16 protein-coding genes are annotated in these 11,162 nt (G+C 55.3%); 5 read left to right on the forward strand and 11 right to left on the reverse strand.

Annotated elements, in window-relative coordinates:
- Positions 1 to 36: 36 nt before the first annotated feature.
- From rpsR to rpsF, 3 genes are read right to left on the reverse strand one after another with little or no spacing between them, the layout of a single operon-like run.
- Positions 37 to 264: a 30S ribosomal protein S18 gene (gene rpsR / locus HMPREF1144_RS07815; protein ID WP_000135199.1), complete on the reverse strand. Its 228-nt coding sequence runs from the start codon at positions 262 to 264 to the stop codon at positions 37 to 39.
- Positions 265 to 268: 4 nt separating this feature from the next.
- Positions 269 to 583 (reverse strand): primosomal replication protein N, encoded by a 315-nt coding sequence (gene priB / locus HMPREF1144_RS07820; RefSeq protein ID WP_004098002.1) that lies wholly within the window; start codon positions 581 to 583, stop codon positions 269 to 271.
- A gap of 5 nt (positions 584 to 588) precedes the next feature.
- The gene (gene rpsF, locus HMPREF1144_RS07825; protein ID WP_004098001.1) at positions 589 to 984 is read right to left on the reverse strand and encodes a 30S ribosomal protein S6; all 396 of its coding nucleotides are present in this window, start codon (positions 982 to 984) and stop codon (positions 589 to 591) included.
- Between the two features lie 336 nt (positions 985 to 1,320).
- Here rpsF and HMPREF1144_RS07830 point away from each other — a divergent pair, with 336 nt between their 5' ends.
- Together HMPREF1144_RS07830 and HMPREF1144_RS07835 are read left to right on the forward strand one after the other, a co-directional pair.
- Positions 1,321 to 1,596, forward strand: a complete 276-nt coding sequence (locus HMPREF1144_RS07830) for a DUF1471 domain-containing protein (protein ID WP_009652318.1) — start codon at positions 1,321 to 1,323, stop codon at positions 1,594 to 1,596.
- A 180-nt stretch (positions 1,597 to 1,776) separates the two neighbouring features.
- The gene (locus HMPREF1144_RS07835; RefSeq protein ID WP_009652374.1) at positions 1,777 to 2,970 is read left to right on the forward strand and encodes an MFS transporter; all 1,194 of its coding nucleotides are present in this window, start codon (positions 1,777 to 1,779) and stop codon (positions 2,968 to 2,970) included.
- 61 nt (positions 2,971 to 3,031) lie between these two features.
- On the opposite strand, the gene HMPREF1144_RS07840 is transcribed toward HMPREF1144_RS07835, so the two are convergent.
- The 6 genes from HMPREF1144_RS07840 to ulaA are packed head-to-tail and all read right to left on the reverse strand — an operon-like array spanning position 3,032 to position 7,441.
- Entirely contained in the window at positions 3,032 to 3,718 is a 687-nt protein-coding gene (locus tag HMPREF1144_RS07840) for an L-ribulose-5-phosphate 4-epimerase (RefSeq protein WP_004097998.1), read from the reverse strand.
- A complete protein-coding gene (locus HMPREF1144_RS07845; protein ID WP_004097997.1) occupies positions 3,718 to 4,572 on the reverse strand; it encodes an L-ribulose-5-phosphate 3-epimerase in 855 nt (284 codons plus the stop codon). Before HMPREF1144_RS07845 ends, HMPREF1144_RS07840 begins: the two co-directional genes overlap by 1 nt.
- A gap of 9 nt (positions 4,573 to 4,581) precedes the next feature.
- The gene (locus HMPREF1144_RS07850; RefSeq protein ID WP_009652369.1) at positions 4,582 to 5,232 is read right to left on the reverse strand and encodes a 3-keto-L-gulonate-6-phosphate decarboxylase UlaD; all 651 of its coding nucleotides are present in this window, start codon (positions 5,230 to 5,232) and stop codon (positions 4,582 to 4,584) included.
- A gap of 13 nt (positions 5,233 to 5,245) precedes the next feature.
- Entirely contained in the window at positions 5,246 to 5,713 is a 468-nt protein-coding gene (gene ulaC / locus HMPREF1144_RS07855) for a PTS ascorbate transporter subunit IIA (RefSeq protein ID WP_004097995.1), read from the reverse strand.
- Positions 5,714 to 5,722: 9 nt separating this feature from the next.
- Entirely contained in the window at positions 5,723 to 6,028 is a 306-nt protein-coding gene (ulaB, locus tag HMPREF1144_RS07860) for a PTS ascorbate transporter subunit IIB (RefSeq protein WP_004097993.1), read from the reverse strand.
- 12 nt (positions 6,029 to 6,040) lie between these two features.
- Entirely contained in the window at positions 6,041 to 7,441 is a 1,401-nt protein-coding gene (gene ulaA, locus HMPREF1144_RS07865) for a PTS ascorbate transporter subunit IIC (RefSeq protein ID WP_009652334.1), read from the reverse strand.
- 364 nt (positions 7,442 to 7,805) lie between these two features.
- Here ulaA and ulaG point away from each other — a divergent pair, with 364 nt between their 5' ends.
- A complete protein-coding gene (gene ulaG, locus HMPREF1144_RS07870; RefSeq protein WP_004097991.1) occupies positions 7,806 to 8,870 on the forward strand; it encodes an L-ascorbate 6-phosphate lactonase in 1,065 nt (354 codons plus the stop codon).
- A gap of 106 nt (positions 8,871 to 8,976) precedes the next feature.
- The gene (ulaR, locus tag HMPREF1144_RS07875; protein WP_004097990.1) at positions 8,977 to 9,732 is read left to right on the forward strand and encodes an HTH-type transcriptional regulator UlaR; all 756 of its coding nucleotides are present in this window, start codon (positions 8,977 to 8,979) and stop codon (positions 9,730 to 9,732) included.
- Here the strand turns inward: ulaR and yjfP are convergent.
- Positions 9,729 to 10,445: an esterase gene (gene yjfP / locus HMPREF1144_RS07880; protein ID WP_009652326.1), complete on the reverse strand. Its 717-nt coding sequence runs from the start codon at positions 10,443 to 10,445 to the stop codon at positions 9,729 to 9,731. The genes ulaR and yjfP overlap by 4 nt on opposite strands.
- Before the next feature lie 197 nt (positions 10,446 to 10,642).
- Between yjfP and bsmA the strand changes: the two genes are divergently transcribed.
- A complete protein-coding gene (gene bsmA / locus HMPREF1144_RS07885) occupies positions 10,643 to 10,951 on the forward strand; it encodes a biofilm peroxide resistance protein BsmA (RefSeq protein WP_004097988.1) in 309 nt (102 codons plus the stop codon).
- 10 nt (positions 10,952 to 10,961) lie between these two features.
- Here bsmA and HMPREF1144_RS33525 read toward each other — a convergent pair.
- Positions 10,962 to 11,162: hypothetical protein (locus HMPREF1144_RS33525; RefSeq protein ID WP_227500427.1), on the reverse strand; the 201-nt coding region annotated here is incomplete at its 5' end.

Consider the following 11,162-nt stretch of genomic DNA (forward strand, 5'->3'; position numbering starts at 1 on the left):
TATCCTCTCAAAGTCGTATTAATGGACCGTGACCGATTACTGATGACGATCAGTGTACGGCAGCAGGGACAGGTAGCGAGCGCGTTTGATAGCGCGTGCCAGCTGACGCTGATATTTTGCACGGGTACCGGTGATACGGCTCGGGACAATCTTACCGCTTTCGGTGATGTAGTTTTTCAGCGTAGCGATATCTTTATAGTCGATCTCTTGAACGCCTTCCGCGGTGAAACGGCAGAACTTGCGACGACGGAAATAACGTGCCATATGGCTAGTCTCCAGAATCTATCAATTCAATCTGCTCGGCATGCAGAACCATTTTGCTCAAGCCGTTCTTTGCCTTGTGGCAAGAGATGAACCCTCGAACGATTACTGCGCTACCGACCGTTATACTGTGAGTAATGGCCTGGTTCTGGTGTCCGCTAATTATCACGGGCATCTGGCACCATGCCTGCCGGTGAAAACCGGCTTCCTCCTGCACTGAACGATGCTCAAGCACGAACTGGCAGTGTGGAATTCCTGACGGGCTGACCTTACGAAGTGGAGTCCTGCATACAATGCCGGACAGCTCCAGACGGTTGGTCATCAGGATTACTCTTCAGAATCCCCAGCTTCAGAATCATCTGCGGTTTCGTTGGCGAAATCTTCGCGACGCTCACGGCGCTCGTCTTTCGCTTTAACCATCGGAGATGCTTCGGTAACAGCGTGCTTAGTACGCATTACCATGCTGCGGATAACGGCGTCGTTGAAGCGGAAGTTAGTTTCCAGCTCATCGATCGCTTCCTGCGGCGCTTCAACGTTCAGCAGAACGTAGTGAGCTTTGTGCAGTTTGTTGATCGGATAAGCCAGCTGACGGCGGCCCCAGTCTTCCAGACGGTGGATCGTACCTTCTGCTGCAGTGATTGCACCAGTGTAACGTTCGATCATGCCCGGAACCTGTTCGCTCTGGTCAGGATGGACCATAAAAACGATTTCGTAATGACGCATCGAATTGCTCCTTACGGATTATTCAGCCTCCTGTCTGGGTCAGCCGCGGCCCATGGAGGCAAGGAACGTGTTAAAGGGCGGCTGAAAAATTGACGCGTCATAATACGGGCGAGCGGGGTTTAAGACAAGTGAATTGTGCAAATAATTCGCACTAAGCGCGAAGTGGCCTTAAGTCGGTGATTTAAAATTAATCAACGGCGGAAGCGACAATTTTTTGAACAACTGCATCAGAAATGGTCGCGATATGCCAGACAGGCAGAGATTACACTTAGATCAGAAGCAATCCATACCCCAGGGAAGCGGGTGAACGTCAGGAGCGTCATAAGGAGGTAGGTGATGAAATACATCCTCATAACCATGATGGCAGCGCTTTTGTTGAGCGCCAACGCGCTGGCTGCTATTAAAATCGATGCCCGCCAGGCCCGCAACATGGACGATGTGCAGAGCCTCGGCGTTATCTATATCAACCACAACATCGCCACCGAGCAGGAAGCCGACCAGGCGCTTAGCCAGCAGAGCGATGCTCAGGGAGCGAAGTTCTTCCAGCCGATCCTCATTCATGAACCGGGAAGCGACGGCGCCATTCACGCCAGTGCCGCCATTTACCGCTAGTTTTCCCGGATCGCTGGCTTCTTCCCGTTGCAGGGGGAAGCCAGCGATGGTATTGCCCGGCGGGCATACCCGCACAATCGCGCCTTAATGCAATTGAGAATTATTTTTTCTCGTGACTTATCAGCGCCAGCGTAACCTGATTTAATCACTTTTTAACCGCATGATTATCCGGAGTGCTTCATGGTTCCGCGTTTTGCCACGCTAAGCCGTATCCCAAAAGGGGTTTGGGTTCTTGGCGGCGTTAGCCTGCTGATGGATGTTTCCTCGGAAATGATCCACAGCCTGCTCCCTCTATTTATGGCCGCTACGCTGGGAGCCAGCGTCATTGTTATCGGCATTATCGAAGGCGTCGCGGAAGCCACCGCGCTGATACTGAAGGTGTTTTCCGGCGTCATCAGCGATTATGTCGGCAAGCGTAAAGGGCTGGCGCTGCTCGGCTATGGCCTGGGTGCGCTGAGCAAGCCTCTTTTCGCCATCGCGCCCACCTCAGGCGTGGTGTTTAGCGCCCGGATGATCGACCGCGTGGGCAAAGGGATACGCGGCGCGCCGCGGGATGCGCTGGTCGCCGACGTCACCCCGCCGGAAATTCGCGGAGCCGCCTACGGGCTACGCCAGTCGCTGGATACCATCGGCGCTTTTCTGGGGCCGCTGCTTGCCGTCGCGCTGATGTTTCTCTGGGATAACGATTTCCAGTCTATTTTTTGGGTCGCGGCGATCCCCGCCGTTCTCTCTATCGCTTTACTGGGCTTTGGATTAAAAGAGCCCAGGACGGTGGTCGTCCAGAAACGCACTAACCCCCTGCGCCGCGAGAATCTCAAGAAGCTTTCCACCGCCTACTGGTGGGTGGTGGCTATCGGCTCGATTTTTACCCTTGCCCGCTTCAGCGAAGCCTTTCTGATCCTGCGCGCCCAGCAAATGGCGATCCCGCTGTTCGCTATTCCGCTGGTGATGGTCGCCATGAATCTGGTTTACAGCCTGACCGCCTATCCATTCGGGAAACTATCGGACAGCATGAGCCACAGCAAAATGCTGCAGTGGGGCCTGCTGGTGCTGATCGCCGCCGATATCGTGCTGGCGCTCAGCAGCCACTGGAGCACGCTTTTAGCCGGCGTCGCGCTGTGGGGTATTCATATGGGCATGACGCAGGGTCTGCTGGCGGCGATGGTGGCGCACACCGCCCCGCCTGAACTGCGCGGAACAGCGTTCGGGATGTTCAACCTGATGAGCGGAATCGCCCTGCTGCTGGCCAGCGCAGGTGCGGGCGTGCTGTGGGAAGTTCTGGGCGCCGCCTCGACGTTTTACGCCGGCGCGATAATCTGCGTCGTGACGCTGGTTGGCATGCGCTGCATGCCGTCGGCTTATCAGCAAAACTAAAATGGCTCCGGAGCAGACCGGTTAATTCATCATAAAGATGAAATGCTCCGGAGCACGTGTTTCACTTTTGCCCGTAATAGGCATCTGGCCCGTGCTTGCGCATAAAATGTTTGTCCATCAGCCAGCTATCGATGGGCTTTAGCTGCGGGTTGATCGCGCGAGCAATCCACGCCATCCGCGCCACCTCTTCCATCACCACCGCGTTATGTACCGCATCGTGCGCATCCTTGCCCCAGGCAAAAGGCCCGTGCTGATAGACCACGATGCCCGGCGTATGCAGCGGCTCAACGTCACCCAGCGTTTCGATAATCACGTGGCCCGTGTTCAGCTCATAAGCCTCCGCCACTTCCTGCGCGCTTAACGCCCGGGTGCAGGGAATGTCGCCAAAGAAGTAGTCCGCGTGGGTCGTCCCCAGCGCGGGAATGGCCAGACCCGCCTGCGCCCAGGCCGTCGCGTGCGTCGAGTGGGTATGCACCACGCCGCCAAGGCTCGGATAGCGGCGATACAGCGCCAGATGCGTGGCGGTATCGGAAGAAGGACGATAGCGTCCTTCCACCACGTTCCCCTCGAGATCCACGACCACCATATCGTCCGCTTTCATGGTCTCGTAGGCGACGCCGCTGGGCTTAATCGCCACCAGCCCGCGTTCGCGGTCGATAGCGCTGACGTTACCCCAGGTAAAAGTGACCAGGCCGTAGCGCGGTAAATCCATATTGGCGTCGAAAACCTGCCGTTTCAGCGTTTGCATTATGCCACCTCCAGCAGACCGGCGCTGGCCATCCGCGCCTTCACCCAATCACGCGCTTTCACGACCTCGGCGGCCGGATCGTCGGTCGTTTCGCTCCACATTTCAATTAGATACGGACCGCAGTAGCCCGTCTGCTTGAGCGTTTCGAAACAACGTTCAAAATCGACGACGCCTTCGCCGAACGGCACATTTTTAAATACGCCGGGTTTCGTGTCTTTTATATGCACCGCCACGATATGCCCCATCCCGGCCTGAAGCTCCATCTGTACGTCGTTATCCCAGGCGGAAAGGTTGCCGATGTCCGGATAGAGCTGGAACCACGGATTATTCAGGTAGTGGGCGTAGCCCAGCGCCTTGCTGATCGAGTTCATCAGCGGGTAGTCCATAATTTCCATCGCCAGCGTTACCTGCGCGCGGCTGGCCATTTCAACGCTCTCTTTTAGCCCATCGCGGAAACGACGGCGCGTCTCGTTATTGGCTTCCTGGTAGTAGACGTCGTAGCCGGCCAGCTGGATTACGCGAATCCCCACATCCTGCGCCAGCCGAATCGCTTTGCGCATAATCTCCAGGCCCTGCGCCCGTACCGCGTCGTCTTCGCTACCGAGCGGGAAGCGCCGATGGGCGCTCAGGCACATTGAGGGCACGCGCACCCCGGTTTCCGCAATCGCGTTAACCAGCGCGAAGCGCTGCTCCCGGCTCCAGTCGAGCCGGGCCAGGCGGGCGTCAGTTTCATCGACCGACATTTCGACGAAATCAAAACCGAGCGCCTTAGCCAGCCGCAGACGTTCCAGCCAGCACTCCCCGGCGGGGAGCGCTTTTTCATAGATGCCGAGCGGAATAGGTTTCGACAGCATAGCCGCTCCTTAGCCCCACAGCTGGGCGATCGAACGTTTAAACTGCCGCGCGGCTTCCACCGGGGAAGCGGCGTCGCGAATGCTGCGACCGGCGATAAAGACGTGGATCGGAATCCCCTGGAACAGCGGCAAATCCTCCAGCGCCAGGCCGCCGGTGACGGTGACTTTAAAGCCCATCCCGGACAGGCGTTTGATCGCGCTGATATCCGCCTCGCCCCACGCTACGCCGGCGGCCTGGGCATCGCGGCTGCGGTGATAAACCACCTGCTGAACGCCCGCTTCACGCCACTCCTGCGCCTGCTCCCAGGTCCAGTAGCCGGTCAGTTCGATCTGGACGTCGCCGTTGAACTCTTTCGCTACGTCCAGCGCGCCTTTGGTGGTGTTGATGTCCGCGCAGCAGATCACGGTGACCCAGTCGGCGTTGGCTTCAAAGCACATGCGGGAGAGAATTTTACCGGCATCGGCGATTTTGGCGTCCGCCAGCACGATTTTGTTGGGATAGAGCGCCTTCAGGTCGCGAACGGCGCGTACGCCCTCAGCCACGCAGAGAATGGTACCGACTTCAATAATGTCCACTTCATCGGCAATCAGGCGCGTCGTTTCATACGCGGAAGACATAGATTGGTTATCGAGCGCAACCTGCAACATAGGTAATGACATTTTGGTATTCCTTTTAAACGGCCGCTGCCGTAGCGTTATCAATTAATTCCAGAACTTCCTGCGCGGAGCGGCAGGCGCGTAAACGGTCAAAATTGGCTTCATCTTCAAACAGGTTGACGATCTGCATGATGCCGACTTCCTGATGGGTATTGGCATCCACGGCCGCCATGGTGATCAGGATGTCGACCGGGTCGTTATCCTCATGATTGAAAACCAGCGGCGTTTTCAGCGTAACCAGCGCAAAGCCCGTTTTCTTCACCCCTTCTTCCGGCCGACCGTGCGGCATCGCCAGACCGGGAGCAATCACAAAATAAGGGCCGTGCTGAGCAACGCCATCCAGAATGGCCTGGTAGTAGCGCGGCTCCACGACATCCGCCTTCACCAGTAAATCCACGCTCAGCTTGACGGCTTCCTGCCAGGTGCTGGCGTCGGCCTGTAAAAGGATGGAGTTGTTCTCCACCAGCGAGTCACGTAATTTCATTTGGCGTCCTTACTTCACATCCTGCGGGAAGTGCGCTTTGATCACCTCCAGCAGTTTTGGGCCAAAATCCGCAGGCGAGAGCATGTTGCGCACGCCAACCACGTATTTGTTGCCGGAGACGCTAATCTCACCAGCGATATGGGTGGAGGCGATAATGATGTCCGCGCCGCTGAGTTCACTCTTGTATTCGCCTACCGCGCAGCTGTTCACCGTGTGATCGATATTTGACTGGGTCAAAAACTGGTCCACCTTCATCTTCATGATCATGGAACTTCCTTGCCCGTTGCCACATACAGCCAGAATACGTACGGTCATAGTCAAAACTCCTTATTGAGCAGAGGCATCTGCCAGTTGTTTTTCCGCGTCCTCTTCAGCGCGCAGCGTGCGCCCTGCAAAGAACATATAAGCCAGTGCAATAATGATGATGACGGCCATAAACGCGATACCGATGGAGGCGAAGCCCTGCATCATCGGCGGCGCCAGAATTGACCAGTCCGCCATGCCCATCCAGGCGCTCATGCCGGTCAGCTTCACCGCCCAGACGCAGCCAAAGATTTCGATCATGCCCATCACCAGACAAATCTTGAGCGCCGCGCGCCAGCCGCCAAAGTGGTTAGCAAAGACGCCGATGGTGGCGTTGGAGAAAAACATCGGGATAAAGCCCGGAATAATCAGAATGGAAGAGCCGAAGCCGACCAGAATACCGACGGCGATCAGCTGGCCGATGGTGCCCCACATAAAGCCCCAGACAACGGCGTTTGGCGCAAAGCTATAGATCGCCGCACAGTCAATGGCCAGTACGGCGCCGGGAATCAGGCGCTGGGAGATACCGTTGAACGCCTCGGAAAGCTCGGCGACGAACATGCGCACGCCCTGGGTGATAATGAAAATCGCGACGGCGAACGAGAAGCCCGTTTGCAGGATATAGACCGTCCAGTGGGTGTTACCCGCCATCGCCTGTACGGTGTCGATGCCGAAGGAGAGCAGAATCGCGCCGAAGAAAATGGTCATCACGATGGCCGTGGAGACGATGTTGTCGTGAAAGATGTTCAGCCAGCCCGGCAGCTTAAGATCCTCAACGCTCTCCTCTTTTTTGCCCAGATACGGGGCGACCTTGTAAGCAATCCATGAAGCGAACTGCTGCTGGTGTCCGATGGAGAAGCCGCAGCCGTCGGTCACTTCCTGAGTCGGCTTATACATCATGTTCGAGGTAATGCCCCAATAGAGCGACACCAGTACCGCCGTACAGATGATGGTCGACCACATCGGGTAGCCGAAGATGTAAAAAGAGACGGCAATCAGCCCCGCCTGCTGGAACATGATGTGTCCGGTCAGCATGATGGTGCGAATACCGGTAATACGCCGCAGCAGGACATAACAGATATTCAGCGCCAGGGCTAACAGCACGGCATAGCCCACCCAGCTGTAGGCGTCGCCCATGCGTTCGATCGTGGCCATCATTGACGCGTAAGTATCGGAGATAGCGCCGTTAATGCCATAAACCTCAGACATTTTCGCCACGACCGGCTTAAACGTGCTGGTCAGAATGCCGGAGCCGGCCTGCAGCAGCATAAAACCGATAATGGTTTTAATCGTCCCTTTAACAATAACGCTGGCGCTTTTGCGCAGCAGGATATAGCCCAGGCAGGTCACAATACCCAGCAGCAGCGGGGCGTTGGTCATAACCTGGTTAAAGAACACGGTAAAGATGTGGTAGAGAATCTCCATAACACACTCCAGAAGGTGGACGCTCTGAACGCACGCTACGCCCAGGTTGGTTGTTGCAATCACTCTAATAATCAAAAATAATCACAACAAGATTATATTTGATTAAATGTGACGCACGCCGCAAATAATCACACAATCCGCCATCGTATTAATTCTCATTTCTACAAAATGTAAAATAGTATATTTAAATCAATGAAATAAAACATAACTCATGTCATAACTTCAGCCTGCCCCTCTTTTTACCCTCCGCGATTCCCCTCATGAAGGGCAAATTTCAGGATTGCAATCCTGAACAAACGGTGCCAGTATTCGTCAAAACAAATCACATCGTGATTACTTTTGATAATATGTGAGGGAAAAACAAATGAGTAAAGTACAAACCATCACCCGCGAATCATGGATCCTGAACACTTTTCCGGAGTGGGGTAGCTGGCTGAACGAAGAAATTGAACAAGAGCAGGTTGCGCCGGGCACCTTTGCTATGTGGTGGTTGGGTTGTACGGGCATCTGGCTGAAATCCGAAGGCGGAGCCAATATCTGCGTCGATTTCTGGTGCGGTACCGGCAAGCAAAGCCACGGGAACCCGCTGATGAAAACGGGCCACCAGATGCAGCGTATGGCCGGCGTGAAGAAGCTCCAGCCAAACCTGCGCACCACTCCGTTTGTTCTCGATCCATTCGCTATTCGCCAGATCGACGCCGTACTGTCCACCCACGATCATAACGATCATATTGATGTGAACGTGGCTGCCGCGGTCATGCAGAACTGCGCCGAGGACGTGCCGTTCATCGGCCCGCAAACCTGCGTCGACCTGTGGATGGGCTGGGGCGTTCCAAAAGAGCGCTGTATCGTAATGAAACCAGGGGATGTGGTTAAAATAAAGGATGTTGAAATCCACGCGCTCGACGCTTTTGACCGTACGGCCCTAATCACCTTACCCGCGGATCAAAAAGCCGCAGGCGTCCTGCCGGACGGAATGGATCAGCGCGCGGTGAACTATTTGTTCAAAACGCCGGGCGGCAACCTGTATCACAGCGGCGATTCCCACTACTCCAACTACTACGCGAAGCACGGTAACGAACACCAGATCGACGTGGCGCTGGGTTCCTATGGCGAGAACCCGCGCGGTATCACCGACAAAATGACCAGCGCCGATATCCTGCGCATGGCCGAGTCGCTGAATGCTAAAGTGGTAATCCCGTTCCATCACGATATCTGGTCAAACTTCCAGGCCGATCCGCAGGAAATCCGCGTTTTGTGGGAGATGAAAAAAGATCGTCTGCAGTATGGCTTTAAGCCTTTCATCTGGCAGGTGGGCGGAAAATTCACCTGGCCGCTGGATAAAGACAACTTCGAATACCATTATCCGCGCGGATTCGACGATTGCTTCACGATGGAACCGGACCTGCCCTTTAAGTCGTTCCTGTAAGGCTTCTCCGGCGGGACCGCCCGCCGGAAATTATCCCCGTCAGCATTAGTATTTTCACCTGATTTCAAATATCATCTTTGCTTATCACTTTTAATCGGATTTGCTCATGACGGAAGCGCAAAGACATCAAATTTTACTGGATTTGCTGGCACAAACGGGATTTGTCACCGTGGAGCAGGTGATTTCCCGGCTGGGAATTTCTCCGGCGACGGCACGACGCGATATCAACAAACTCGACGAAAGCGGCAGGCTGAAAAAAGTCCGCAACGGCGCCGAAGCCATCAGCGAGCAGCGACCGCGCTGGTCGCCAATGAATATTCACCAGGCGCAAAACCACGATGAGAAGGTACGGATTGCACGTGCGGCTTCGCAGCTGGTCAACCCTGGCGAAAGCATCGTCATTAACTGCGGCTCTACCGCATTCCTGCTTGGACAGGAGCTGTGCGGCAAACCGGTACAGATCATCACCAACTATTTGCCGCTGGCCAACTATCTGATCGATCAGGAACACGACAGCGTCATCATTATGGGCGGGCAGTATAACCGCAGCCACTCTATCACCCTGAGCCCGCAGGGCAGCGAAAACAGCCTGTATGCCGGGCACTGGATGTTCACCAGCGGCAAAGGGTTGACCGCCGAAGGGCTGTATAAAACCGATATGCTGACGGCAATGGCGGAGCAAAAAATGCTTAACGTCGTCGGCAAACTCGCGGTCCTGGTCGACAGCAGCAAAGTCGGCGAACGCGCCGGAATGCTCTTTAGCCAGGCCGGGCAAATCGACCTGGTGATTACCGGTAAACAGGCGGATGAGGCGATCCTCAAGCAGCTTGAGGATCAGGGCGTACAGGTGATTCGCGTTTAAAGATGACGTTGAAAAAAGTCCACCGTCGCGGCTAACGCTTCCGGCGTAATGCGGTGGCGGACGCCTTTCTGCCAGAGGCAGGTTAAATTGTCGGCCAGCGCGTTTTGCTGCAGCGCCTGCTGCAGGCGGAAGGTTTCCCCCGGCGGCACGACATCATCTTCATCGCCGTGCCAGAGCAGCAGCGGGCGGCTGGCCAGGGTCGCCAGCTGCTGGCTGACGTCCCATGCCACCAGCTGTTCTGCATCGAACGAAGGTGAAGGGAAAAGCGCCTGCGAGAGCGAACTGAAATAGCCTGACCCCATCAGGCAGGCTACGCTTTTCAGCTCCGGGTGGTGGGTCATAATCCCTAATGCCGTCATTCCGCCCATCGATGCGCCTGCCACCGCCAGCCTGTCGTCAGCCAGCCATCCCCGATCCCGAATCGCCTCCTGTAGTGCCGGAAATTCAATAAAATTGTTCATCAGAATCGGCCAGAAACGCTGCATTCGCCCCTGTTCGTCTCCCCGGTAGCGCGCGCCATGTTCCGCTGCATCAGGCATAATCACCCGAAACCCCGCCTCTGCAAGCGCAACGGCAAAATAGCTGTAGACCAGCTTAGAAGAGGTAAAACCATGATAAAAGACAATGCAAGGCAGCGCCGTAGCCGCGGCGCCCTGCGGGTACGCATGGAGAACCTCCCCACCCGCAAGGTTACGCATTTCTAGTGCAATCATTTACCATCTCCTTTCTCTCAAGTGATGTTATGTTATTACTCAAGTCGCTCGTTCGCACATGATTCATAATCTTGAGAACCAGATTACGCTTTCACGATATTTTCATTCGAAAATCGCGTACGGGATAACAATTTGGGAACATTCCCCGGAAATGACATTCAGGCTACCACTACACTATGACTAACAGGAAACGAGATATGGTTATGCGTAGGTTTGCACCGTGGTTAATGGCAATCGCTTTAACCGGCTGTAGCGCCCTACAGGGGACGCCAAAGGCGCCGCCGCCGGCAACCGACCATCCACAAGAGATCCAGCGTAATCAGACAGCGGGTCTGCAGAAGATGGGGACGGTGAGCGTATTAATGTACGGCTCACCGATGGATGTCGAGGCTGCGCTAAAGGTCAAAGCTGAGGCGGCTAAAGCGGATTACTACGTCATCATAATGATTGATGACACCATGGTTCCGGGCCAGTGGTATTCGCAGGCAATTTTGTACCGTAAATAGCGGTCAACCTTTAAGCCAGCTTTACACTGCTTTGCATCCATTCACGTTCTCCTGTGCATAATAACGTTCGGCCAGCTGTAACCTGGCAGAACGTTAGCAACGGACTGCCCTCAGGACTATGTGAAATGGAGCTGACGATGAAACGAACTTTTACCCTACCCAGCCTGATGTTGACCACCGTCACGGCCAATACTTCCGCGCAGTCAGCGGA

The organism is Klebsiella sp. OBRC7 (genome assembly GCF_000293135.1).
In the GTDB taxonomy this organism is placed as follows: Bacteria; Pseudomonadota; Gammaproteobacteria; order Enterobacterales; family Enterobacteriaceae; genus Klebsiella; species Klebsiella michiganensis.